The sequence below is a fragment of the Viridibacillus sp. FSL H8-0110 genome, from assembly GCF_038003565.1.
GTDB classification, from domain to species: domain Bacteria; phylum Bacillota; class Bacilli; order Bacillales_A; family Planococcaceae; genus Viridibacillus; species Viridibacillus arenosi.
In genome coordinates this window covers 2,553,651-2,577,732 of record NZ_JBBOPJ010000001.1, presented here as the reverse complement: position 1 = coordinate 2,577,732, position 24,082 = coordinate 2,553,651, and the positions used below count along the sequence as shown (strand labels likewise).

At 32.1% G+C, this 24,082-nt stretch carries 28 protein-coding genes and 1 pseudogene; 25 read left to right on the top strand and 4 right to left on the bottom strand.

The annotated features are described in order from the left end of the window. The first annotated feature begins 194 nt into the window (after nt 1–194). The 8 genes from MHH98_RS12835 (at nt 195) to MHH98_RS12800 (ending at nt 7,540) form a co-directional block, all read left to right on the top strand. Nucleotides 195–701, top strand: a complete 507-nt coding sequence (locus tag MHH98_RS12835) for an RNA polymerase sigma factor (RefSeq protein ID WP_038191368.1) — start codon at nt 195–197, stop codon at nt 699–701. Beyond that, entirely contained in the window at nt 685–1,659 is a 975-nt protein-coding gene (locus tag MHH98_RS12830) for an anti sigma factor C-terminal domain-containing protein (protein WP_038191371.1), read from the top strand. Before MHH98_RS12835 ends, MHH98_RS12830 begins: the two co-directional genes overlap by 17 nt. A gap of 510 nt (nt 1,660–2,169) precedes the next feature. Beyond that, nucleotides 2,170–2,403 (top strand): hypothetical protein, encoded by a 234-nt coding sequence (locus tag MHH98_RS12825; protein ID WP_038191377.1) that lies wholly within the window; start codon nt 2,170–2,172, stop codon nt 2,401–2,403. A gap of 627 nt (nt 2,404–3,030) precedes the next feature. Further along, nucleotides 3,031–3,600: a hypothetical protein gene (locus tag MHH98_RS12820; protein ID WP_340713035.1), complete on the top strand. Its 570-nt coding sequence runs from the start codon at nt 3,031–3,033 to the stop codon at nt 3,598–3,600. 200 nt (nt 3,601–3,800) lie between these two features. Continuing rightward, nucleotides 3,801–4,994, top strand: a complete 1,194-nt coding sequence (locus MHH98_RS12815; RefSeq protein WP_340713033.1) for a hypothetical protein — start codon at nt 3,801–3,803, stop codon at nt 4,992–4,994. A gap of 73 nt (nt 4,995–5,067) precedes the next feature. After that, complete coding sequence (locus tag MHH98_RS12810) at nt 5,068–6,261, top strand: hypothetical protein (RefSeq protein WP_340713031.1); 1,194 nt, start codon at nt 5,068–5,070, stop codon at nt 6,259–6,261. 307 nt (nt 6,262–6,568) lie between these two features. Then, nucleotides 6,569–7,099, top strand: a complete 531-nt coding sequence (locus MHH98_RS12805) for a GNAT family N-acetyltransferase (RefSeq protein ID WP_340713030.1) — start codon at nt 6,569–6,571, stop codon at nt 7,097–7,099. A 33-nt stretch (nt 7,100–7,132) separates the two neighbouring features. After that, nucleotides 7,133–7,540: a GNAT family N-acetyltransferase gene (locus tag MHH98_RS12800; protein ID WP_038191385.1), complete on the top strand. Its 408-nt coding sequence runs from the start codon at nt 7,133–7,135 to the stop codon at nt 7,538–7,540. Between the two features lie 143 nt (nt 7,541–7,683). Here MHH98_RS12800 and MHH98_RS12795 read toward each other — a convergent pair whose 3' ends face one another. Next, the gene (locus MHH98_RS12795) at nt 7,684–8,085 is read right to left on the bottom strand and encodes a hypothetical protein (protein ID WP_038191387.1); all 402 of its coding nucleotides are present in this window, start codon (nt 8,083–8,085) and stop codon (nt 7,684–7,686) included. 832 nt (nt 8,086–8,917) lie between these two features. Between MHH98_RS12795 and MHH98_RS12790 the strand changes: the two genes are divergently transcribed. The 12 genes and pseudogenes from MHH98_RS12790 to MHH98_RS12740 all read left to right on the top strand — a co-directional run. Continuing rightward, on the top strand, nt 8,918–9,481 hold the full coding sequence (locus MHH98_RS12790; RefSeq protein WP_340713029.1) for a hypothetical protein: 564 nt from the start codon (nt 8,918–8,920) through the stop codon (nt 9,479–9,481). Between the two features lie 239 nt (nt 9,482–9,720). After that, entirely contained in the window at nt 9,721–9,978 is a 258-nt protein-coding gene (locus MHH98_RS22110) for a DUF3953 domain-containing protein (protein WP_076066000.1), read from the top strand. A 279-nt stretch (nt 9,979–10,257) separates the two neighbouring features. Then, nucleotides 10,258–10,917, top strand: coding sequence for a CPBP family intramembrane glutamic endopeptidase (locus tag MHH98_RS12785; protein WP_083669747.1), 660 nt, complete (start codon nt 10,258–10,260; stop codon nt 10,915–10,917). A 649-nt stretch (nt 10,918–11,566) separates the two neighbouring features. Further along, nucleotides 11,567–12,052, top strand: a complete 486-nt coding sequence (locus MHH98_RS12780; RefSeq protein WP_340713028.1) for a DUF2975 domain-containing protein — start codon at nt 11,567–11,569, stop codon at nt 12,050–12,052. A gap of 9 nt (nt 12,053–12,061) precedes the next feature. Next, entirely contained in the window at nt 12,062–12,541 is a 480-nt protein-coding gene (locus MHH98_RS12775) for a DUF2975 domain-containing protein (protein WP_038191392.1), read from the top strand. A 10-nt stretch (nt 12,542–12,551) separates the two neighbouring features. Beyond that, nucleotides 12,552–12,770: a helix-turn-helix domain-containing protein gene (locus MHH98_RS12770; RefSeq protein ID WP_038191394.1), complete on the top strand. Its 219-nt coding sequence runs from the start codon at nt 12,552–12,554 to the stop codon at nt 12,768–12,770. Nucleotides 12,771–13,110: 340 nt separating this feature from the next. Continuing rightward, nucleotides 13,111–13,341, top strand: coding sequence for a hypothetical protein (locus tag MHH98_RS12765; RefSeq protein ID WP_340713027.1), 231 nt, complete (start codon nt 13,111–13,113; stop codon nt 13,339–13,341). 554 nt (nt 13,342–13,895) lie between these two features. Next, the gene (locus MHH98_RS12760; protein ID WP_038191398.1) at nt 13,896–14,378 is read left to right on the top strand and encodes an RNA polymerase sigma factor; all 483 of its coding nucleotides are present in this window, start codon (nt 13,896–13,898) and stop codon (nt 14,376–14,378) included. 4 nt (nt 14,379–14,382) lie between these two features. After that, nucleotides 14,383–15,045 carry a zf-HC2 domain-containing protein gene (locus MHH98_RS12755; protein ID WP_340713026.1) on the top strand — a complete coding sequence of 221 codons (663 nt, stop codon included), beginning with the start codon at nt 14,383–14,385 and terminating at the stop codon, nt 15,043–15,045. A 214-nt stretch (nt 15,046–15,259) separates the two neighbouring features. After that, entirely contained in the window at nt 15,260–15,484 is a 225-nt protein-coding gene (locus MHH98_RS12750; RefSeq protein WP_051448896.1) for a hypothetical protein, read from the top strand. Continuing rightward, nucleotides 15,469–16,218, top strand: a complete 750-nt coding sequence (locus MHH98_RS12745; protein ID WP_340713025.1) for an alpha/beta fold hydrolase — start codon at nt 15,469–15,471, stop codon at nt 16,216–16,218. The genes MHH98_RS12750 and MHH98_RS12745 overlap by 16 nt, the downstream gene beginning before the upstream one ends. A gap of 144 nt (nt 16,219–16,362) precedes the next feature. Next, nucleotides 16,363–16,484, top strand: a pseudogene (locus MHH98_RS12740) (alpha/beta fold hydrolase); the annotation flags it as partial. Between the two features lie 165 nt (nt 16,485–16,649). Here MHH98_RS12740 and MHH98_RS12735 read toward each other — a convergent pair. Further along, nucleotides 16,650–17,093 (bottom strand): VOC family protein, encoded by a 444-nt coding sequence (locus MHH98_RS12735; protein WP_038191404.1) that lies wholly within the window; start codon nt 17,091–17,093, stop codon nt 16,650–16,652. Between the two features lie 59 nt (nt 17,094–17,152). Here MHH98_RS12735 and MHH98_RS12730 point away from each other — a divergent pair, with 59 nt between their 5' ends. The 3 genes from MHH98_RS12730 (at nt 17,153) to MHH98_RS12720 (ending at nt 19,821) form a co-directional block, all read left to right on the top strand. Beyond that, entirely contained in the window at nt 17,153–18,118 is a 966-nt protein-coding gene (locus tag MHH98_RS12730) for a helix-turn-helix transcriptional regulator (RefSeq protein ID WP_038191406.1), read from the top strand. Between the two features lie 394 nt (nt 18,119–18,512). Then, nucleotides 18,513–19,235 carry an SDR family NAD(P)-dependent oxidoreductase gene (locus MHH98_RS12725; protein ID WP_038191408.1) on the top strand — a complete coding sequence of 241 codons (723 nt, stop codon included), beginning with the start codon at nt 18,513–18,515 and terminating at the stop codon, nt 19,233–19,235. Between the two features lie 214 nt (nt 19,236–19,449). Then, the gene (locus MHH98_RS12720; RefSeq protein WP_340713024.1) at nt 19,450–19,821 is read left to right on the top strand and encodes a hypothetical protein; all 372 of its coding nucleotides are present in this window, start codon (nt 19,450–19,452) and stop codon (nt 19,819–19,821) included. 221 nt (nt 19,822–20,042) lie between these two features. Here the strand turns inward: MHH98_RS12720 and MHH98_RS12715 are convergent, their stop codons facing one another. Continuing rightward, nucleotides 20,043–20,501 carry a cupin domain-containing protein gene (locus MHH98_RS12715; RefSeq protein WP_038191410.1) on the bottom strand — a complete coding sequence of 153 codons (459 nt, stop codon included), beginning with the start codon at nt 20,499–20,501 and terminating at the stop codon, nt 20,043–20,045. A 364-nt stretch (nt 20,502–20,865) separates the two neighbouring features. Here MHH98_RS12715 and MHH98_RS12710 point away from each other — a divergent pair, with 364 nt between their 5' ends. After that, nucleotides 20,866–21,303 (top strand): MarR family winged helix-turn-helix transcriptional regulator, encoded by a 438-nt coding sequence (locus MHH98_RS12710; RefSeq protein ID WP_076035364.1) that lies wholly within the window; start codon nt 20,866–20,868, stop codon nt 21,301–21,303. 499 nt (nt 21,304–21,802) lie between these two features. On the opposite strand, the gene MHH98_RS12705 is transcribed toward MHH98_RS12710, so the two are convergent. Then, on the bottom strand, nt 21,803–22,222 hold the full coding sequence (locus tag MHH98_RS12705; RefSeq protein WP_038191422.1) for a hypothetical protein: 420 nt from the start codon (nt 22,220–22,222) through the stop codon (nt 21,803–21,805). Nucleotides 22,223–23,166: 944 nt separating this feature from the next. Between MHH98_RS12705 and MHH98_RS12700 the strand changes: the two genes are divergently transcribed. Then, on the top strand, nt 23,167–23,703 hold the full coding sequence (locus MHH98_RS12700; protein ID WP_038191424.1) for a D-glycero-alpha-D-manno-heptose-1,7-bisphosphate 7-phosphatase: 537 nt from the start codon (nt 23,167–23,169) through the stop codon (nt 23,701–23,703). Nucleotides 23,704–24,082: the final 379 nt, after the last annotated feature.

Genomic DNA, 24,082 nt, shown 5'->3' with positions numbered 1-24,082 from the left:
ATTAAATGTAATCAATATATTTTCTAATTTATATCTTCTAATGAATTTGGCGAGAAGCGAAAACTTTCTTGCCAAGTTCTTTTTTTATTTCACAACTAAAGAAATATGTGTTAATGAGAAATAAGTAATATAAATTTGTAATTTTTTTGTTAACCTTTTTATTATTGAAACGTTTTAAAGGTAGGAGGTTTGAAATGAACGATTCCATGATGGGAAAAAAACTAAATGAGATACTAAAATTTGTCTACTCTTACCTAATAAAAATGGGTGCATCAAAGGAAGATGCAGAAGATATTATTCAAGATACTGCTTATAAATTTTTACAATATATAGACTCAATCCATAATACCCAAAGTTGGCTTTTTAGAGTAGCAGTAAATCAATATTATGATATGTCTCGTAAGAAATCTAGGCGAAGAGATATATTATTGAAATTCAACTTACAAGAAATATTTGAGGAAGAAACACCTGAAAAAGCCCTCATGCAAAGTGAATTAGAAAGGGATATTCATGAAATCTTAACTAATTTAAAACCAAAATACAGGCAGTTACTTCTTCTAAAATATAGTACAGGATTAAAAATAAATGAGATAGCAGAGCTGTATAGCATGAAAGAAGGATCTGTTAAGACTATTCTTCATAGGGCAAGAAAAGAATTTATAGAACAATATAGGAGGTATGAAAATGAACAAGGAAAATGAGTTTTTTCCAAAAGATTTTGAGTTTGAGAAATTGGTGAAAAAAGCAAAGAAACGTTCAATGATAAAAGTGGTGCTCATTTCATTAGTTATTAGTCTGATTGTTTTAACTGGTCTATATTTTATTGGAGATACAGTGATGAAAATAAAAATGGAAAAGGAGACCAGCTTAGATTCGACCTGGAATGGAATTATGGGCGCCAACATTGAAGAACAAGGTACAACATATAATTATTCTCTAACTTCAGCAACAGCAAAAACGAAATTAGTAAAAAAAGTCGGAGGAGTTCCAATTCCATGGGGTGAACGGGAAAAGGTCTTTCCTGTTTTGGGGACATCTAGATTGATTACTATTGATGGTCCTTCTGGATCAGGCAGCATAGAGGATGAGCGAATTCCTTTATATTATCAAGGAGAAAGAGTAGTTGAATTTTTTCATCCACAAGTTAACTATAAGCAAATATTTGATGATAGGACTGTACTGAATATTATTGACGATAACACTGTTGTAGAAATGGCTTTTTCATTTAATGATGGATACTCAATTGAGGAAGTAAACCAAGTATTTAAAGAACAATTAGCATGGTATTGGGTAGATACTTTTAGTAAAGATGACATAAAAGATGATAATAAGTTTAACGAAGATGAGAATTTTCCTAGAGACTCTTCGGTAAATGGCTTTCAAGCATATGGCTTTCAATATAACCAACACCCAAAGGCTAATCCGGCATCTAACTTTATATCGATATTAGAGATGGTAAAGGAGGATGGTGGTAATTATCAAAGCGATGCAGAGAAAATTATTAATAGCATAACTAATCAGGGCAAAATAAAACTAGAACCTCAGAACCTTAAAATTATTGGTGTAGTGGTTACAGGAAAACCGAGTGATTTAATAAAGTTTAGTGATGAATCTATGATTCGCGGTGCTACATTAGGAGCAACAACAGACCTATATTAAACTGTAGTGAATACCAATGAAACTGACTTATGAGGAGAGGTGCTACGATAAGGTGGCATCGTTTTTAAAGGATAAAGAACTAAACACTGAGAATTCAGTTTATCTTTTCTTACAAGACGATCTTCCTCCTTTTAGTACATTACCTTGGGTGAAGACGCCACTATCAAAGGTTATTGAAAATATTGCTCATCTAGCAGCAAAAGACTCCTATCAACAGTATATATTTTCCCAACACCTAAATTTGTAATAGAATTCGTTGAACCAGACTTAATAACCATTGCTTGGTAATTGGGCGTTACCTGATGGATACATATTTTCACTAACGTGGGCTTTACTTCAATAAGGAGTAGAGCCTTTTTCTTATTCAACTAACGAGGCAGTTTAGTTGAATAAGTTATATTAGTATAAATGTGGTAAAGTATAGTAAAATCGAAAGAAACAATAACTCAAACGTATTTTGTTCAACTTCCTCTATTGGACCAAGTGAGTTACATTTTAGGGGGTTTTGAAATGGAGAAAATCTTAGTGAAAACAGGGGTATATTCATTTGTTGTTACTTTCTTCATATTAGTCGCTTTTATGCAAATAGAAGAAAGTACAACTGATGTAGAGGGGATGACTTCATTTGTTGTAACACCTTATCCAGAGTTTTTCTTTCATATTTTTAGATATTCTATAATTACTTCAATCATTGCGGTTATACTTGGATGTGTTTATATACTATCAAATAAGAAAAAAGAGTAACAAACTCAACAGGTGAAGGAAATGTACTTAAAGTAATGGGTGCTTAGTACAAGATCGTTAGAGCTGTCCAGAACAGCTCTTTTTTCTTATTCAACTAAAGGGGCAGGTTAGTTCAATAAGACTTTGTTAATGGGAAGGAGAGGACTAATTTATGTTATTTATGCTTTTGCTTGTCATTCCATTATTAGGCGTTTTCTGGTTTTTAAATTTTACTACGTTCTTTAAGAACCTAAAGAATGGAAAAAGCACTCATAACCAAAATATTTTTGGAGCAGTCTTAAATACCCCTATTAGGAAAACACAAACGCCTATAATTACATCTTAGGTCTCACTTCTAAAATGACACAATTGTCCGCGTGTGGTCAAAAGGTATAAAGTCGGGTGTAATAAAGAGCGCTATAAAGAATGGATATTTAGAACCTGGGGAGAAATATAAGATCAAAAAGTCACCTGGTGCACCTGGTTATTATCAATTGTTTATTGAATTTGATGGGCAATGGCACCGTGCTTTTACTATTAACTGTAAGTCTGGTTGGTATCATGGTTAGAATAATAGTTTCGCTTTGAAAAGCTGTTAAAATGACGACGCCAAAAAAGGGATTTTATGATTGAAAGGCGGTTATTCTCATGCAATTAGATTTAATGAAATTGTTTGATGGGTATGTTAGAAACTATCATACTTTTAATCTAACAGTACACCATGGAAAGCACTCATTTACTATGACTGAAATTGAGCATTTTTCAAGGTTAGGATCAATGTTGGGATATTTTCCATTTACAGAAGACACTTGTAACGGTAAGAATAGACCAATGGACTTAACGTGGTGGGATAATGATGATGGTGAATATTGGCATGACTTTGTATTACACCTAGAACGTGAAAATTATTTCAAAAAAGATGAAGAAACTTTGGAGAAGCTTTTTTGTGAACGCGAGTATACTCCGTCTAATATTATTGGGATAATGAATGTACGTAATCAAAAAAGGATTGAAGAACTACTTACACAAGCAAAAAGTATGTGCAAAGTTGCTAATGCTTTACTAATTTTCAAAACAAATTCTAGCGGAAAAATTCAAAAGTATTTTGATGAAGTTTATGCTTATTTACTAAATAAGCATAATATTGTTGAATCAAATACTGCTTACGTTTCTGATATTTCTGGGACTTTATATATGTATTATAAAAATGAAAAATAACTTTTATTATAGACTCCTATTTGGAGTCTTTTATTTTTATGCTTGTTTATGATAAATAGTATTATTATAAAAAGGAAGAATATTCCGATATAATTATATGAAAAGAACAGAAGACGGTTGTGAGGAACACAATCAAACTATATGAATTAACTCTTAATAATAAGAGCTGCTGTATATATTAAATACTAGGAGATGATTAAATGGGGAAATTAAGTAAAAGTATTATGTTAGGTATGTTAAGTACTGGATTACTATTATCCAGCGTAGTTGTAGTAGACACTGAATCTACTGTTCAAGCAGCTAGTACTATTAATAATAGCAAGGAAGTTAGTCAAAAAGCGTATGTTTCGTCCGCAAAGAAAAAATTAAGTGTGTATAAGAAGCGCTTGGACGAAAATATTCCTAAATTTAATGAGTATACTGCTATTCGAAAGAATTTACCTGCACTAGGTAATTTAGAAGACGAAGACTACTACTTTGAAGTGAGACATTATTATATAGTTCCAGATTATATGAGTTACGAAAGATCAAAGTATATATCTAAAATACGTGATACAAATAAAATTAACCTTTTAGACGATTACTCGCCTAAATATCCGTCTAGAAAGATACTTGATGAATTCGAAAAAGTAGAGTTGGAGTTAAAAAAGAAGAAAATAGATAGAAAAAAGGTAGATAGTCTTCTGGACAATATAAAATCATCATTACCTTCAAGCAGTACATTCATGGATTTTCCGTATAATTTAGTACTAAAAGTTAACTTTGATCGTAAAGAATTGAGATTCTTACATAGTGAGATGTACGGTGGAAATGATGAAAGAAGTAATGTAGTAAAGAAGTTCACTCCTATAGAATTAAATTATATTAAACTCATGGAAACTAAACGTGTGGAGCTATCTTCTCTGAATACTCGCTATTTGGAAACAAGGAATTCCATTGAAAATCGTACAGATGAATTAGAGAACTATACAAAATTAAATAAATACGGGGAATACCTTAAAAACCTTGTATACGATACCAGTGCATATAGTAAATTAGCTGTAAAACAGAGAGAGAACGTAATGGCAGCACTTGATTGTTATAGAAATACGAGAGCTGAATTGATGAATAATGGTATATACAGTGAAGATGATATAAGTAAAAGAAAAGAAGATATGCTAAAAAGGACCGAAGAATACTACGAGGTATACTCAAAAGCCTCTGAAGAGGTAAAAAATACGAACGGTAAGAAGAGCGGTAAGATTGATATATACAACAAAGCAGCTACTGACATGGTGTTCAACATACAACTGGCTAATGATATTTACGACCATTGGAACGAGGTAACGAGTACACAACCGATTCAAACTATGTCTTCGCTATTGAAAAAAGCAGGAATGGATTTGGAAGAATAAAGAGTAGATAAAACCAACCAAAAACAACTAATGCAGAACGAGAGCTGATTTATATTAATAAGGAGATGATACAATGAGGAAATTTAGTAAAAGCGTTTTGTTAGGAGTATTAAGTACAGGAATACTATTATCTAGTGTAGTTGTAGAAAGTCCTAAATCTACAGTTCAAGCAGCTAGTACTATTACCGATAAAGTAGTAAGTCAAAAAGCGTATATTTCGTCTGTTAACAAAAAAATCGAACTATATAAGAAACGTATAAAAGAAAATGAGGTAAAATATCAAATATTTTATGGTATGCAAAAGGATTTGAAACCTCTGCATAAAGAAGTATTCAGTAAAATACCAAAGGAAGATATAAACAGGGGAGAAAAGTATTACACTGAACTTACACCTTATGTCAGCTTTGAAAAATCGAAATATTTATATAGAGTAAATAATGTAGGTTCTATTAATAGATACCAATCATTTGCAGATCAAAACAAGAAATACCCGACAAAAAGCGTAACTGATGAATTCAAGATAATAGAGAAGGAACTAAAGAAGAAAAAGATTAATAGAACAAAAGTAGATCGACATTTGCGCTATGCAAAATCAGCGATACATTCAGCCTATTCATCCATAAAACTAATGAATACTGCAACTTCACGAACTACCTTTTATATAAAAGAATTGAATTTCTTGCACAGTGAACTGTTTGGTGGAGACGTTAAACGTAGTAATATAGTAAAGAAATTTACTCCTGCCGAGTTACATTATATTGATTATATGTCTAGAGCCAACAGAAAACTATCGTTGAGCTACGCGAGTAGTATAAAGTCCTTGGATGAATTAGATACCTATACAAAATTGAACAAATACGGTGAATACCTAAACGATATAGTAAACGATGACAACGTATACAGTAAATTAAGTGTAAAACAACGAAATAACGTAAGTCGCGCACTTAAGCTTTATGAAGAAACCAGAGATGAACAAATAAAGAATGGTATATATAGCGAAGATGATATAAGTAAAAGAAAAGAAGAAGTATTAAAAAGAATGGAAGATTATTATGACCGTAATGTTAAAGCGTTCGATGTATTAGTAAAAACGTACGGTAAGACAAGCGGAAAAATTGATGATTACATCAAATCGTCAACTGACATGACCACGAGTACGATTATGATGGACGCTACGCGTGACAATTGGCACAAAGCGTTTAGAGAACAAACGATTAAAGATATCTCTTGGTACTTGAAAGAGGTAGGGCTGGATATGGAAGACTGATAGAAGATAAAAATAAACTTAAAAACCACAAAGAATAATAATTTCTCTGTGGTTTTTTTGATTATTTTACTTGTTAATCCACAGCGTGTGCAACTGTATTTTAATCAAACTTTATTACTAAGTTACAGTAACTTTATAAAAAAATTGATAAAAATCACCTCTTGAGTTTTTCTTAGAGGTGATTTTTTATTGGATATTTATGTTAAAATAAATGTAAAGCTTGTGAAGAAATGTACTTAAACTAACGGGTACTTTACTTCAATAAGGAGTAGAGCCTTTTTCTTATGGAACTAACGGGGCAGGATTGTTGAAGAAAGAATTGAATATTAATAATAGTGATTTATTGAAGAATAAGGAAGTGGAAATAACAATGAACTACATAATAAGATTAGCGAATGAAAACGACATATCGGGTTTATGTGATATTAGAAATAATAAAGATTTATTCACGAATTATTTAAAGCAATTTGCAAAAAGGGAAGTATATTTGGCAATCGCTGAACAAGACGCACTTATATTGGGTTTTGGAGTTCTTAAATTAAAAGGCTCTTTGCTTCCTAAATTAAGTGACCTATATGTAAAAGAGGATTATCGGGGCAATGGTATAGGTTCAGATTTGATTCGGTATAGAGAAAATATTGCAAAGGGTTTAGGCCATTTTGAGATATTTGTGAGTGTTGACCCAATAGAAAATCCCAGAATGATAAAGTTAATTAGCAAACACGGTTACGAACCTATCTCCGAACCATATTTAAAAAAAGCCATATTTTATAATGATGATGGTACGACCTATAATAAAGCCTACACAAGAATTGATTTAAAGAAGTTGTTGAACTAACGGTTCAGTTTAATGCAAGAAGGGACGTGTGTTATGAAAGAAATTAAATCGACATCTATTCAACCTAATGTAAGAGAACTTTTATCCTTCGCAACCTCTGAAAAGAATGTCGAGAAAGAATATGAATTATATATGCAATCTCCAGTAAGAGAGTTATATGGATATGACCTTGAATCTGAGTTTGCTAGTTGTATTGGAATAGAATTTTTAAGCCCAAAGTGTTGTGAAATAAAACATATCGCAGTATCTCCAAATCATAGAGGAATAGGAATTGGGAGTAAAATGATTAGCTTTATTTTGGAAAAATATTCTTTATCTTTTATGTTTGCTGAAACCGATAAAGATGCTGTGAATTTTTATAAAAATTATGGATTTAAGATAACGAGTTTAGGTGAAAAATATCCAGGTGTGGAACGATTTCGATGTATTTTAAATAGTTAATAGGACTAAGTCTTCTTCAACTAACGGGGTGCTTTAGTGGAATAAGGAGATTAAAATAATCAAGCTTTTTTATATACAGTAAAATCAAGGAGTTAGAGTGATTTATAATCAAACTCTAAATCAACAAAAAGAAGGAAATCACTTCATTGAAGTTTAGAACGAATCGGTTCCTCAGGATAGTATAGATCTATACGTAGGCAGACATCTCGATGTGTAAGTGTTTCACCTTTAAAACGAATCCAAATCTCATCATCTGCCATGACTCCATGTGTTTTTCGTACAATGCCCCAGCGATTATAAGTTTGCATATCCAGTGAAGCCAGTAATTCTTTTGCGTTGACCCGAGTAGGAGGGAAGGTACGCCATTTTAGCCAACGTTCTATTTCATCTAAGCTAATATGCCCTTCCATATTCGGTGAAAATTGTTTGTTAAAATCATCAATATTGTTAATTACATATGGGGTGCCGCCATTTGCTGGTTTTAAATCAACATGGGCAATAATGTCATCCATCCACATTACGTCAAAAGTCAAGTAATCAATCAATGAATTCACTTCCTTCAATAAATAGGTATTTTAATGCTGGATCCCGCAAATGTGTAAGTAATACGTCCTTAGCACGTCCAAAATCGTACTGAGACTTTTCGATTGCAGTTTAAAATCGTTAATGGTTTGTTAGGCGCATAGTCTTTTTTATCAGATAATAGGCTCAGTCCATTATCAAAAATCGGAGTCAGCTCCTGTTTCAATAAGATGCTTTTAATCAGTTGCTGAACATGGTTAGGGATAAAGTGATCCATGTTGTGTAAACTACACATAGTGCAAAAAGAACTGGAGGAAGAATACGAATGGATAACTGTAAGGATAACGTTCAACAATTTTTTGCATTTTTTGATATGAGTTAAATAAATAATGAGTGAATGTCATTCTTCGCAAAATGAAATTTAACTATACTAAAACTATAGTATTTAAAATCTGCTTAATCCCTTGATACAAAAGGGATTAGGCGCTTTTTTTGTTGTGATATATTGGAACTTAAAGAAGGATTAACGCAAAAACGACTGAAAATCGAGCAAATTAGAAGGAATAAATGAAGATAAAGCGGTTTTCGCTCGAGTTGAACCTGAATAAAGTGTAGATTTGTAAAAAAGCTTGATTTTATATTGGGGATTTTTGTTACTATCAATATTGAGATTGTGAAAGAATGTACTTCAACTAACGGGGCAGGTTAGTTGAATAAGGGATTAGAAATAATAATGGGTTTTACCAATTTTCAAAGGGGAAAATGGGCATTAGAAAAAGGGTTGATAATTCATCCGTTAGTATGATTTAAAGCCAGGATAACCAATTTATAATATTATAAATGAGGTGATTATATATGTTAGATTTAAAAGAGTTAATGAAATCGAAAACTAAATTTAAAAAGATTTGGGAAAGCCCTTGTAAAAATCATCGTGTTCTGTATTTTCAGATCAATAATGAAGACAATGGAATTAAAGCACATTTTCACCCTTATGGAGAAGATCATGCATTAATTTTAGAAGGAGAATTGACTTATGATGTTTCATTTAAAGAGCAGATAGTTGCTAAAAAAAGTGACCTTGTTTTTGGATGGACAAACTATGTGCATGGTTATCATAATTTCAACGAAAAACCTTTACATATTTTAGTTTTTGCCACACCCGAAAATAATTTATCAGTGTATAATCAAAGTGAACTGCCTATACAAAATGATGCTAATATTAGAATAATTGAAAAGTTACCAAAAGCAGAAAACCTCGCTTCAAATAGAGTGATTTTTTCATCAGTACCTCCAAAAGATTTTTCTAACACTCTTATAATTGATCTTGAAAGTCAAAAGATAGAATATACTCAGTACAAAATGGATAAGGATAATAATAACAATAAATTATATATAACATTCAAATTACCTATACAATAGATGTGGAATTATTCCCTCATGCAAAAACCAAACCCGAAAACTCGTGGGTTTCTTTTCTTTTAAAATCGATGTTTATAGCATACTTTTAATCAAACTTTATTCTAAAGCTACATTTTGAACTAACTTGTGCTTTACTTTAATAAGGAGTAGAGCCTTTTTCTTATTGAACTAACGGGGTAGTTTAGTTTAAAAAAGGTATCTTTTGAAAGTGACAGATTATCAGTGGGAGGAATAAATAAATGGAAGAAAAAAAGTTTGATATTTTAATGTTATTTCAAATAATTTTTGCAATCCTTGTAATGTTAATTAGTATTTACAGTAAGGTTACGGAAAACTACAACTTACTACCATTGATGCTCATACTTCTGAGTATAACGTTACTTATAATGGGATTACGAGAATATAAAAGAACTCAGAGTTTATTGTGGGGTATCTTCATTTTATGCATTTCGTTATACATTTTATTCTCTGCGGTTGAAAGCATTATGATTAATTAAATAGAAGTAATATTGAATTAACGGGTGCTTTGTTTGAAGATCATTGAGTTGCAAATGCAGCTCTTTTTTTCTTATTGAACTAAAGGGGCAGTTTAGTGCAACAAAGAGTACCTTCAGAATTATGGGGATTTACAACGCTAAGTAAAGAAATGTGACCAAACGACATTTTGGTAACTTTAATCTTGAAATGGATATTTATGTTAAAATAACTATTAAGATTGTGGGAAAAAGTACTTAAACTAATGCAGCAGGATTCTTGAAGTAGAAAAGGAGGAGTTTTTGATAGATTTGAAAGTAAATAAGAATTATATTTGGGTATATTTCATATCATTTTTTGCCCTATGGTGTATCAGAGAATTATGGTTAGTTCAATATTTAGATTTAATGGATTCTGTTCCAAGAGCTATAACGTCAGCCGTTATTAAAGTAGTTATTTGGATAATTCCAGTTTTATTATTAGTTAAAATTACGGAAAAAGGTGTTCCATTTTCCTATTTAGGGTTACGTCATAACTATATAAATGGTTTAAAATGGGCATGTTGGGTATCTTTAGTATTCATATCTTATTTTGTAATTTTAAATTTCACTATTTTAGATAATAATGTCGATTTTCGAATAGGGTTTAACGAATGGCTTAATACTATTCTATTAGTTGGGATAACTGAAGAAATTGTCTTTAGGGGTTTTTTGTTAAGAAAACTTATGGATTCTTTTAAATTTTGGATAGCTAATACGATTACATCTTTACTTTTTGTATCAATTCATTTTCCTATTTGGTTTTATAAAGGTCTTTTCGAATTCCCTTATATTTTTACTGCGTCATTAACAGCTTTTATATTGGGCATTATATTTGGCTATGTGTATAAGAAAAGCGGCTCTCTTTGGTCAGTAATCGTTATCCATTCTTTGTATAATTTGTTAGTATCACTCTTCTACTAACTAATACTTTATTCAAATAACGTTCCCAAATTAAAGTTTTGGGACGAAATAAAACGCTTAAAACGTTGTCATACCAATGTATTAAGTGTTTTTCTGTATTTCATTCATATTCATTTTATTATGCACTATCGTTTGAACATAGATACAACAAAGCTTGAAAACCTGGCGATAACCTCAAAAGCTTACCTATCACTATAATAAGCGTCACTGTTCTTCTTCAACTAACTGGTGCGTTGATCTAAGTAGGATTAACGTTCTTTTTTGGTGGAGTTATTGAACTAACGGGGCAGTTTAGTTTAAGAAGAAGTGCTCAAACAAGGTTGTCAACGTTACAGTTTAAGTAAGTGATTTTTTTAGGGGAGGGATGAATATGTATAAAAAATTAGGCTATGTTAAATCTTATTGTTGATAATAGAATATTCCGAACAACTTCTTGCTGAACGGGTAGTCTTGTTGAACAAGTTGTAAATTTAACATTTTAAAGTAAGAGCAGTAAGAGCATTTCTTTGTAATAAGAAATGCTTTTTATTTTTATCAAAACTAAATGAATATAACAATAATAATATAACAAAAAACGATATTAATTTATTGTATAACGATAAATTTTGTGTTAAAGTCATTTTATTATCAAATCAGTGAGGTGCTTTAAATGAATGTTAAACAAAGTTCAACCACCATCTTAAAGGTAATTATTTTTCTGATTGGAATTGCGATGCTTGCTTTATGTATCTTTTGGTTGCCTGAGATAGCATATAAAGATGCAAAGATACATCCAGATACGGCTTACTTCCTAATCCCATTTTTAGTATGTGCATATGGATTCTGTATTACGTTTTCTGTTGCGTTGTGTCAAGCATTTAAACTACTAACCTATATCGAAAAAAACAATGCTTTCTCTGAATTATCCCTTAAATCTTTGAAAGTTATAAAAAGATGTGCTTTTACAGTCATTTTCTTCATTCTGTTAGGAATAGTTTGCTTAAAGGTACTTGCTAAAGTCACTGGAGATGATGCTGCAGGTCCTATATCATTAAGTCTAATGGGTATTTTAGTGACGAGTATCGTTGCAACATTTGTAAGTGTTCTTCAAAAACCAATTAAAAATTTCCTAGAAAAAAATGAAATAAAAATGTGAGGTGTTATTTTGAGAAAAGTCACAACATTATTTTTAAAAATAGCTGTTTTTATTATAGGACTACCGGTTCTTGCTTTATGTATATTTTTAGTGCCCCATATGGCGAATTTCGCAGCAAAATTGTATCCAAATATTGCCCTAATGAAATATCTCGTTTTCATCGTGATGTATGGAGCGGCTGTGCCTTTTTACTTTGCTCTCTATCAGGCTTTCAATCTTTTACGGTACATTGACGAGAACGCAGCGTTCTCGGAATTATCTGTAAAGGCGTTAAAGAACATAAAGTGCTGTGCGATTACAATCAGTGGTTTGTATGTATTAGGTTTGCCACTCTTTCGTTTTATAGCGAAGGAAGTTGACCCTCCTATTGGATTAATGGGACTCATCATCATTTTTGCTTCGTTGGTTATCGCCGTTTTTGCTGCTATCCTCCAACGGCTACTACAAGAAGCGATTAACATAAAATCAGAAAATGATTTGACGGTCTGAGGTGAATAACATGGCGATTATAATCAATATTGATGTGATGTTAGCTAAAAGAAAAATGAGCGTAACAGTACTTTCGGAGAGTGTTGGAATAACAATGGCTAACCTTTCTATATTGAAAAATGGAAAGGCAAAAGCGATTCGTTTATCAACTTTAGAGAGGATTTGTAAGGCTTTAGAATGTCAGCCTGGAGATATTTTGGCGTACAAAAGCGACGAAGATACTCAATAAAAACAGACAACTAATTAATTTAACTAACGCGTAACGATAGTTAAATTAACCGTCTTTTCAAAGGGTGGTTTTCTTTTGGGGCAAAAAAACAACATTAAGATTTAACATAGCCAAAAATTAAGTAATATTGATTTTAAATATTTTATTGGTCAGAAGATTACAGAAGTAAATACAGAAAAGAACTTGCCTTTAGGGATGGCTTTTAAACTTATTGTACTAACGGGTGCTTTAGTAGAAGATTTTGAGCTGTTCGTACAGCTCTTTTTTTTCACTAACGGGGCAGGTTAGTTGAAGAAGAAAATTGGAGTGAAAGTAATTCACAAAAAAGGAGGTATAAAAGGTGGACTTACTACTCTGGATAACTATTGGTTTCATAATAATCGGATTTGTTGTTCTCACTTCTATGAAAAAAGGTATGGAAAGTAAGCTCGCTTGTATAACAGCAAATATGGAAGGCGAGGAAAGTTCAATAAAAGTTAAATCCATAATTTGGTGGATAGTAAGTCTCACAGCTTTGGGAATAGTGAGTATGATTCTTATTGTTTGGTGTTTTCATAATCACTTTGGATAACTGTTGGTTTCAAATGTACTTAAACAAACGGGGGCTTTACTTGAAGATCATTGAGTTGCATATGCAGCTCTTTTTTTTTATTGAACTAACGGGGTAGTTTAGTTGTATAAGGAAAAATGTAGCTTTTGTTGAAATTTATGTAATAATAGATATATTAAAACATAATTCAGGGAGGTTTTTATGCAAACTGAAATACCAGCTAGTGTAGGTAAAATTACAATTCGTGCAAAAAAAGAAAATGGTGAAATTGTATATTTAGATTAGATTGAATGAAGTGCGTTGCTGCGATATGTAGGAACGTTTTTTCAATAATGGGTGCATTAGCAAAAGATTATTGAGCTGCACAGACGGCTCTTTTTTTCTTTTTCAACGAAAGGGGCAGGTTAGTTGAAGAGTGTTGTTTATCTTGTGTTCAACAATCGGGCCATTTAATTTAATAAGTGAATATCTGCATCTGTTATAAAGATGCATTTTTTTTATTAAAAAATGTTGTAACGAAATCAATAAATTTGTGATACATAGGTGAATGGCCAGACGGAAAAGGGAGGGTGGCAGTGGATAAGGACAATATATATCAAGATTATGGGGAATTTATTTTTAAATACTTGTTAACTTTGACAAACAACCTTGATTTAGCTGAGGAGCTAACTCAAGAAACATTTTATCAAGCGATTAAATCCATTAATAACTATCACGATAATGGTAAAGCCAAGTTTTCCACGTGGCTCTGTGCAATTGCTAAAAACGTATGGCTGCAAGAATTAAACCATAAAAATAAAAACCAACAATTGAAGGACTCACTAAAAAGTGAAAGCACAACATTTTACGACTTGGAAGATGAGTATATAAAAAACGAGGATAAAGTTATGTTTTTTAAAAAGGCTCATCAACTCAGTGAGGATAAACGAGAAATACTTTTTTTAAGATTGTTGGGTGACTTATCGTTCAAAGAAATTGGTTCAATTTTTGAAAGGACAGAAAACTGGGCAAGAGTGACTTTTTATAGAGCAAAACTTGAAATCAGAAAGGGTGAGTAAGGTTATGAAACATAGTGTATTTAAGGATTTGGCTCCTGCTTACATTGATAAATTAACAAGTGAAGAAACAAACGAACAGATAGAAAAACATATGGATCAATGTGAAGAATGCGGAAATTATTTAAACAAAATGAAGGGAGATTTATTTTCAGAAGATGAAAATGAGAGAAGAAAAGATAAAAGGAACATTGATTATTTCAAAAAGGTACGCTCCAAAAATAGAAAAAAGATCTTAGTTATCGTATCATCACTTATAGCAATGTTTCTTGTTCTGATAACTGCTTATTACTTTGTGTTTGTAAATATGTGGCAAGCAAGTTCCAGTAATGTTGAAACAAACATTCAGAGTCAGGGCACGATGGCTACGCTCTTATTCAAAGCAAAAAAGGACAATCATTATATAATTTTAACAGATGCAAAAACAGATGAGGGATATACAGATACTATATTTGTGTATGAAAAAAGGAACGATTTCTCTACCCCAGCAAAACTCCTAAAAGATGGGAGTGGCATTTCTTTCACATTTGCAGATGAAAACACACTATTACTGTACAATGGGAAGAAGAAGAAACTAACGGAGGAAGATAAGGTAACTATACAATATAAAGATAAAACCGATGTAATACCCATAAAAGATTTATATGAAAAAGGTAACGATGCTGAATGATTTAAAAATGGGATAGAAGTTATACCGCAAACGGGCGCGATTGTTGAAAAAGCTTCACTTTTCTTGTTCAACTAACGGGTGCTTTACTTCAAGAAGGAGTAAAGCTTTTTTCTTATTGAACTAACGGGGCAGGATAGTTGAATAAGAAGGTATATTTACGTTGTTCATCTAAGAATAAACGTTCCTAATTTAGCTATCAAAAGGAGTGCTTAAATTGACTCTACATATAAAATTCCCTAATTTAGAAACTGACAGATTGATTTTGCGGAATTTGAGAAATGAGGATATTGACTTTATTTATCGACTCTTCAGCAACGAAAAAGTATGTGATTTTTTATATGATGAAGAATTGTTAACGATTAGAAATGAAGCTACAGAGTTTGTTGAATGGAATTCAAATCCTAAAGAAAAAGGATTTAATCGATGGATATTAGTCTAATCGATTTCTATAATAGTCGTATACTGTTCTATAAATATCAACGTAAAAATACACCAAGCGTAATCTTTATTGCAGGGTTAGGCGATAGCCATGAAACATGGAAAAAAGTCCAAGACAGAATATCTGATGAAACGTCAACCTTGTCCTATGACAGGGCGGGTATTGGCAGGAGTCAAGACGTAGCAGTCCCGCGAACTTGCTGTGATCTTGTCGAGGAGCTCTCCGAATTGTTGCAAGTGCTTGACGTGAATAAGCCCTATATATTGGTAGGACATTCCTTTGGTGGGTTGGTCGCCAGATTGTATACCAGTCTTTATCCGCTGGATATCTGTGGTTTGGTTTTGGTTGACGCTGCACCGGAATATAAAGAACTTGCCTATGAAAAGGCTCTACCAGAAAATCTCCTTGCAGGAAATAGGGAATATTTTGAGAATCCTATGTTGAATAGTGAGAAGATTGATAAAATACAGAGTTATAAGCAAATTGTTGATCATTCAAGACAAAGTGACATCCCTCTCTCAATTGTTACAAGAGGTTTACCCGATAATGGAGAAGATGGATGGCCCTCTCAAGAAATATTAGAAATTGAACAAAGTCTACAAGCAGAATTCCAATGGCTGTCAACGTCAAGTAAGTTCCGGATTGCTACTCGTAGTGGACATTATATACATCATGATGAGCCTGATATTGTGATAGAAGAGATTTTATTAATGTTAAAGGGGATGGGAAAGTGAGCGAAATAAGGCTGGAATTTATGGCGAATTTGAAAAGAATTGAGGAGGAATAATACCAACTTCGTTAAGGTGAGTAGATGAGGAATTTGTAACTTTAATGTTGCAATATATCGGTGATCCCCCTAATTACATATTTGCGTTGAATTTGGTATTGAAATAGCAGATCTTATTCCTCAATCACAGTTAATCATTTTGAGAAATCAAATCATAATCCATTTATTGAAGAAGAAGGGAAGTTTAGAGAGTTTGTAAGGACAACTTTATAATGAGTAACAATAACTAAGAAGGTTTATAACATGTTTTCGCAGAAGTTATTAAGCTAACGGGGCAGTTTAGTTGAAGAAGGGAAGCGAATTTTAGGTAGCGAAATAATAGATAAAGAAACCAATAATTGGAGTTGAAAGGGAGGAACCTTTCAACTCCAAAGTATTTTATATTAAACGGTTATCATACATTAATTGAATTTGTATACCAAATGGGTCTTCAATAATTCCATATGCTTCACTAAAAATATTTTTGTCTAGAGGAACGATTATATTCACTTTACGATCAGATGTTAAATTATAATAAAATCTTTTTATTTCCGATAGATTAGCACTTTGTATACAAAAAGAAGTATTATTTCCAATTTTATAGCTTTCTTTTGGGTTCATTACATCTTCTGCAATCATTAATTTCGTTTTCCCTATTTGTAAAACAGAGTGAGAAATATAATTTTTGTTTTCGTTAGTAATTTCAAACGAACTATCCCTTCTTGCTAAATCTTCATATGTAACAACCATTAATTCATTTGCCTCCAAGTTTTTTTTATAAAACTCTATTGCTTCACGTGCTTTTCCATTCATTGAAAGAAAAATTGCAATCTCTAACGTCATAGCTATCTAGCTCCTTTTCTAATTAATAGTCTTAGTATAAGATAAAAAGGTATCAATATATGACACCTTTTATGGAGAAAATTATGAAGAAGACAGAACGTATAAATGATATGCTCATATTTTTGAATAACAAGAAAAGTTTTAATTTAAGTGATTTAATGGAGAGGTATTCTATTTCTAAAAGTACAGCCCTTCGAGATGTTCAATCATTAGAACAAATAGGTATGCCTATATATTCTGAGTTAGGTAGAAATGGAAAATATGAGATATTAGATAGTAGTATATTGTCACCGATTTTTTTTACTGTAGATGAGATGTATGCATTATATTTTTGTTTACTCACTTTAAATGGGTATAAAACAAAGCCATTTGAAATAGAAAACATCGTATTAGAAAATAAATTTAGTAATATATTACCTGAAAATGTGCGTAATAATATTTTGATTATGAATCAAGTACTTTCATTAGAGGTAACAAATCACAGTAATTTTAGTCCGTACTTAAAAGAAATTTTACAAGGGATTTTTACAGAAAAGGTCTATCGTTTAACCTATTTAAAAAAAGAGAGAAACAAACAATTAATAGCACAATTTATTCGAATACAATCTAAATTTGGACAATGGTATGCTAAAATATTTAACTTTACAACAGAGAAGATACAAATACTTCGATGTGATAAAATCCTCTCAGTAATAGAAATTAACGATTTCAAATCTAAAAAATTAGAAGAACTATTAAATTATATCGGTGATTTTCACAAAGAGCATGATGCCATTAATTTTACTATCATCGTTAATAAAGAAGGGAAAGATTTTTTTACTAAGGAAAATTACCCCTCTATGAAAATTCATAATGATAATGAAAATTTCTTAATAACTGGCTATTTTAATAAAGGTGAGGAAGATTTTATAGCTAACTATTTTTTGAAATTTGGACAATCAATTATTTCTATTAGTCCTGTAATGTTAAAAAAATTGATCTATGATAAGGCAAAGTTTATAGAAGAGCACCTAAACTCTTTATGAGTACTGCCCTTTAATTTCAAAACAACAAATTCTTCAACTAACGGGTGCTTTACTTGAAGATTATTGAGTTGCATATGCAGCTCTTTTTTCATTATTGAACTAACGGGGCAGGTTAGTTGAAGAAGGAATTTGTTACATCACGTGTTGAAAAATCATCTCCCGTATCAACTCCTTAAATTCATTCCGCTAACTCTACTGTTGACGCATTATATGGAATTTTTTTAAACGAAGTTCGACATATGTAGCTTTTTAAAAGAGATTGATTATTTATAAAAAAGTTTGATAATTAATAAAAAAGATTGATAAAACTTTTAATTCTAATAAAACACATTAGTTGTTTCATGTTTTTATAATAATTATACTTAGATGTATAGTTATTATAAGGGGTGATAGGATGAGTAAGAACTTTATTATATTTGGAGCAAGCCATGGGTTAGGCGATGCATTTGTAAAAGGCTTACCCACTAAGGGAGATACAGTATGGGTGGTATCACGGACACGACCAAGTAGTTTAGATGTAAATGATGGCGTAAATCGTAAATGGGTCGCAATTGATTTATCTAGTCAACAACAAATTCCTTCTTTAAAAGAAACTTTAAAAGACATTCCTATTGATGTATTAATTTATAATGTAGGAGTATGGGAAAAGCGTGGTTTTGAAGATGACTATACTTTTGATAAGGATGAAGTTAGGGACATCTCGAACATAATTAATATTAATTTAACTTCCACTATTACTTATATTCAGGCGCTTTTACCTAATTTAAGACAGGCGGACAATGGGAAAATTATATTAATTGGTTCAACAGCAGGTTTAGATCATACGAATAGTGCACAAGTTTCATTTGTCACATCTAAATTTGGCTTACGTGGTATTACAAATGCTTTACGAGAGCATGTGAGAAAAGATATGATCTCTGTAACGTGTATTAATCCAGGAGAGCTTGCTGCTGAAGTACCATATGAAGAAGGTGCAGAAAAGGCAATTATGTTGTATCAAGGTACACGTATTCCTGTACAAGACATTGTAGCCATTGTCCATTGCGTTATTAATTTATCGCCTGTTTCATGTGTAAAGGAAATTAATATTCCTGCCATAACAGACTTAAATGCATGATTGTATAACATATGACTAGTACTACATACAGCTCCCACTTTGATCAAACTTTTTTCAAAATGGGAGCTATTTAATTTCCCTAGAATCAATGTTTGCAGCTCCCCTTCTTTAAAGACAATAAAATGCTGGCATATGTCATTATTGAAGATACTAGGAACCCTTTACAAAGGAAGATAAAAAGTTAGAGCCACTTTGTTTTTTAGATGACGAAGATATGGTTGACGATTTACCTGAAGCATTAGTAACAGGACGTGAATATCAGTACTTAAACTACTACTTTAAAAAACTAGCATACAACCCAACATCAATTAAAGAAGAGGATGTAACTGAATACATTCGTCAATATTCTATACCAGGTGCATTACGTGCAGGGTTTAATTATTATCGTACATTGTTAGATGATGGCCAATATAATCAGCAATATAATGAACACAAATTGACGATGCCTATTTTAGCGTATTGCGGTGAAACATCTACAGGGGACTATTTACGTCAATCAATTCTCTCGATTTCGGAACATGTAGAAGGTGGTTCTATTCTAGAATGCGGCCATTATAGCAGAAGAACAACCTGGATTCTTAATTAATGCACTGACAAAATTCTTGAGCCAATCGTAATAAACGCTTTGCTTTTATAATTGAGGCTGTCCCAAATATCGTTGCATAACGATTTTTGAGGTCAGTTTTTTTGTATGTTTATATTTTTTTGCAAAAAGCAAAAAAATCGCTCTATTCTCTATATGAAGTAGAGCGATACTTAATCTTACTGATAAATCACATGTTAAATACCAAATAGCTGATAGTCTAACTATTGGTGTTTTAAAATTGTTAATCCATTTTTCTTACCCGAAGCAATTAATTTTTCCGCTTGTTCTTTTGAAATAGGTTGATTTGGCAATTCAGTTGCAGAAATAGCAGGTCTAGCGATATCACGAATGACATTTTCAAAATCGGTTGATGTAAGTGATAAAATCGCTTTTGCTGTATCTGTTTTTAAACGGAACGTATGAGATTTTCCTCTTGGTACAAAGACTACATCACCAGCAACAGCCTTAATTTCTTGATCCTCTAAATAGAATGTAATTTCTCCTTCAACCACACGCCAAATTTCATCTTCATTTTCATGAATATGAAATGGAGCTTCTAATCCTTTTACTTCATTAAATTCAAACACTGAGAAATTCCCTTCAGATTCTGTACTTAATAATAAAGGTTTTATGCGAGCGCCCAAAAAAATATAATGCTCATTCGTCAATAATTCAGTCATATCATTTTCTCCCTTTGTCGATAACGATGTAAAGTAGTTTAATAATAAAAAGATCCATCACACTTATCATTTTATATATTAAATGATAGATGTTCAAGTGGTACGCCTTCGGAATTAACTTGAATACTATTCCATTGAGATAAAGTGGTAATAGTTTGGCTATATGGGAATTGATATAATGTTTATGATTTATACAAACAGGCGAGAATTCAAGGCAACTTCACGTATGCATTACCAATTGGGCTTACCCATACTGTAAAATGGAGAAGAAATAACCTTTATGAAAAATTTCTATAGGGGATAAAATCAATCTTTAGCAATTACAACAAATATCAATTAATATATAAAGTGATAGGAGATTATTATGAAATACTCATTAAGAAGAATTCGTTTAAGTTATATCACCTGGTTTCGTTACACACGTTTTTTTAACCGTAGTATGACCTGTAGCAATCGTCATTTAGCTAAGTGGGGATTACGAACAGGTCAGTTTGATATTATTAGTCATTTAAAAGAAGGTGAACGAGTTACGCAATCAGAATTAGCCAATCGTCTTGTGGTGACCAATTCAAATATTACTCAAATTTTAAATAAGCTAGAAGATGCGGGCTATATTCTACGCGAACAAGATTGGAAGACAAAATATATTTCACTCACCCCAAAAGGCGTAGCACTACGAAACGAAGTTGTCCCTGCACAAGAACAATTCCGAGCATCGCAATTTGCGCATTTAACAGAAGATGAACTCGAACAGCTGAACCACTTACTAAAAAAAGCAAATCAAGGAGTGTATGAAGAGTGAATATTTTACGAAACGAACAAGCATATTCAAACGGTGGAGGAGTTTTTTTCCTGAAAATAAGTCGACCAGGTTTAATCGAGTGAATCTTTGAGAAAGAGGATCATGCATTTGGCCCACTTCCGAATTGACCACGCAATTGGGCAGATTCCATACGCAAAACTTCCATTAAATCACGAACAGCCCACTTGGCTTGGATGCACCATAAAGGTGGTTTTTAAGAACGAAGATAAATCAAAGTTATTCCATTAAAGGGCTCTTTAGTTTAATAAAGCAACAGTAGAAGAGTGATAAGAAAAAAAGGACTCGATTCCTCTAAATAGGAATCGAGCCTATATAATTAAACCCACCAGCACCAATGTGTTGCCACGTACACTCGACACATTGTGAGGCTGTCGAGTGGTTGGAGTTAGTGTAAGTAAATAAAAATAGCTGAGTTGAAAATCCTTATGTGAATCTCAGCCTCTCTGATTTTTTAATTTAAACTTTTAATTAGCTAGCTTTATTTATTCAATTCCTTATATAAAACATATTTTAAAGCAGAAATTTCATCTTCAGACAGTTTACCTTCAATTTCGGATAATACTTCATCCTTACTAATTGAACCGTTTTGCGCTTGTTTCTGAATATCAAGTAAACGATTAACGCCCACTTTTTTTATTAACACACGTGTCGCTTCTTCCTTAGTTTGGAAGGGAAGAGTATCCGGATTTATAGTTGCTGCCTCGCTTACAATTTCTTGAACCTTCGAATCGTTCTCGATATAGGATTTTACTTCTTCTAGATTTTCGTCATCTAAAGTAGATTCCACTTTTTCGATTATTTTTTCGGAAGCGATATTTGTCCCAAAATGCCACACAGCATAGCCAGCTGCTCCGAGTAAAACAAGAATTATTGCGGTAATTGTTAAAAACTTTTTCATCAACTCACTCCTGACACTTTGAATATAGCACAACTTCTCAAAAACCACGAAGAAAAGATGTTTTCTATAATTGGTTTAATTACAATTATTTGCGAACCTAGAGCAGATAAGTTTTCACCCTAATATATAGATAGCATAATTATTATCTATTGTAGGTATGTCTATATTTCCATCTGGGTACTTATTAAACAATTAGGCGCGAGTGTTTAATAAGCGTCTCTGTTCTTCTTCAACTAACGGGGTGCTTTAGTGAAAGTTCGTTGAGCTGCTTATGCGGCTTTTTTTATTCAACTAACCCGGCAGATTAGTTGAAGAGCGTTGTTTAACTTTTGTTCAACAATCGGGCCATTTAATGGAATAACAATTTAATAAATACAACTATTGAGTTAGGGTAGTAGCTGTAGAATAAAAGCGTTACTCCACTAGAATAACGCTTTTTAAATTACATTATGATATTTCATTCTTTAATAGCTGCCTAATTATCAAACTTGATCTTCTAAATACTCATCTGGTGATTTACTGCTGTTTTGTTTCCAATCAATTGAAGCTCCGTATACCAACCTACTTAACATGGTACTTCTATTGCCGAAGGGTAAATGCATAAGGAATGAATTTATTGATGGAGCAGTTGGTTTGTAGAGAGAAGGTTAATTAGGTATTAGAAGGGGCAATTAATATAATAGAATGTTATTAAAGGAAGTCTATAACAAATGTTAAAGTCTTCTATTTGTATGGTTAGTTGCACTTATTGAAACAATTATCGTTGAAGTAAAATTAAAGTTTTTTTACAAGAAAGATATAAGAAAATGAAAAAAAGATTATAAATTATTTTTTAGTGGATTGATTTTATTATGGAAATTAGTGGACATCTGAAATAAGACTGATTAAAGCCGATAATTTTTAACATAATAAAAGTAATATTAAAAATTAAAGGTGTGATGAGATTGAAAAGAGCAGTTTTTTTAGATCGAGATGGAGTAATAAATGAAGTACTAACTGATCGAGTGAAATTTGTAAACGAACCGAATCAATTTTATTTTTTACCTGGTGTAGAAGAAGCAATTAAAAGTTTAAATGAGTATTTTGATTATGTGTTTGTCGTAACAAATCAAGGTGGAATTGGATTAGGTTATATGAAGGAAAAGCAGTTACATAAAATTCATGACTATATGGTGGCTGAACTGGAGAAAAAGGGAGCAACGATTCATGAGGTTGCCTATTGTCCGCATAAACCAAAGGCTGGATGTGAATGTAGAAAACCAAATAGCAAAATGATTTTAGATTTAGGTGAAAAACACAAAATTGATCTTGAAAAATCATATATGGTTGGAGATACTGATACGGATATTCAGGCAGGTGAAAAAGCAGGTACAAGAACCGTTTTTATTGGTGAGAGTGATCCATTAGCAAATGCAGTGTGTCCAAATTTAAAAGAGGCAGTACAATGGATTATTCATGATATTAAAAATCATAAGAAATAACCCACAGTGGAAAATTATCCATTATGGGTGTTTTTATCTCAACGCATTGTGAAGTGGTCACGGGTTAGAGCCAAAATAATGAATGAAAGAAGAACGGATTCCAAGCGGTGGAATCCGTTCTTTTTCATTGGTTTTTATTAAAGGACAAAAGTTATTTTGGTTGGAGTTTTATTGAACTAACGATAAGCTTAGTTTAATAATCTTATCTAGTTCTGTTCAACTAACGGGTGCTTTAGTTGAAGATCTTTGAGCTAGAGAAGGTAAACATGGAGAAGGTGGGCTGGGCATTTATGTTATCCCAAGAGGTATTACAACAGTAGGTTATCCCTTTTATCTCCTGATATTATCCCGTATGTATGGGGTGTTATTTTTTTCTTGG

Bases quoted from the DNA above. Each gene is read 5' to 3' on its own strand.
- MHH98_RS12710 (WP_076035364.1), top strand. From the start codon at position 20,866: ATGAAATACTCATTAAGAAGAATTCGTTTAAGTTATATCACCTGGTTT.
- MHH98_RS12800 (WP_038191385.1), top strand. From the start codon at position 7,133: ATGAAAGAAATTAAATCGACATCTATTCAACCTAATGTAAGAGAACTT.
- MHH98_RS12825 (WP_038191377.1), top strand. From the start codon at position 2,170: ATGGAGAAAATCTTAGTGAAAACAGGGGTATATTCATTTGTTGTTACT.
- MHH98_RS12725 (WP_038191408.1), top strand. From the start codon at position 18,513: ATGAGTAAGAACTTTATTATATTTGGAGCAAGCCATGGGTTAGGCGAT.
- MHH98_RS12735 (WP_038191404.1), bottom strand. From the start codon at position 17,093: ATGACGTTAGAGATTGCAATTTTTCTTTCAATGAATGGAAAAGCACGT.
- MHH98_RS12815 (WP_340713033.1), top strand. From the start codon at position 3,801: ATGGGGAAATTAAGTAAAAGTATTATGTTAGGTATGTTAAGTACTGGA.
- MHH98_RS12730 (WP_038191406.1), top strand. From the start codon at position 17,153: ATGACACCTTTTATGGAGAAAATTATGAAGAAGACAGAACGTATAAAT.
- MHH98_RS12745 (WP_340713025.1), top strand. From the start codon at position 15,469: ATGGATATTAGTCTAATCGATTTCTATAATAGTCGTATACTGTTCTAT.
- MHH98_RS12780 (WP_340713028.1), top strand. From the start codon at position 11,567: ATGAATGTTAAACAAAGTTCAACCACCATCTTAAAGGTAATTATTTTT.
- MHH98_RS12820 (WP_340713035.1), top strand. From the start codon at position 3,031: ATGCAATTAGATTTAATGAAATTGTTTGATGGGTATGTTAGAAACTAT.
- MHH98_RS12830 (WP_038191371.1), top strand. From the start codon at position 685: ATGAACAAGGAAAATGAGTTTTTTCCAAAAGATTTTGAGTTTGAGAAA.
- MHH98_RS12705 (WP_038191422.1), bottom strand. From the start codon at position 22,222: ATGAAAAAGTTTTTAACAATTACCGCAATAATTCTTGTTTTACTCGGA.
- MHH98_RS12755 (WP_340713026.1), top strand. From the start codon at position 14,383: ATGAAACATAGTGTATTTAAGGATTTGGCTCCTGCTTACATTGATAAA.
- MHH98_RS12835 (WP_038191368.1), top strand. From the start codon at position 195: ATGAACGATTCCATGATGGGAAAAAAACTAAATGAGATACTAAAATTT.
- MHH98_RS22110 (WP_076066000.1), top strand. From the start codon at position 9,721: ATGGAAGAAAAAAAGTTTGATATTTTAATGTTATTTCAAATAATTTTT.
- MHH98_RS12810 (WP_340713031.1), top strand. From the start codon at position 5,068: ATGAGGAAATTTAGTAAAAGCGTTTTGTTAGGAGTATTAAGTACAGGA.
- MHH98_RS12770 (WP_038191394.1), top strand. From the start codon at position 12,552: ATGGCGATTATAATCAATATTGATGTGATGTTAGCTAAAAGAAAAATG.
- MHH98_RS12790 (WP_340713029.1), top strand. From the start codon at position 8,918: ATGTTAGATTTAAAAGAGTTAATGAAATCGAAAACTAAATTTAAAAAG.
- MHH98_RS12715 (WP_038191410.1), bottom strand. From the start codon at position 20,501: ATGACTGAATTATTGACGAATGAGCATTATATTTTTTTGGGCGCTCGC.
- MHH98_RS12720 (WP_340713024.1), top strand. From the start codon at position 19,450: ATGGTTGACGATTTACCTGAAGCATTAGTAACAGGACGTGAATATCAG.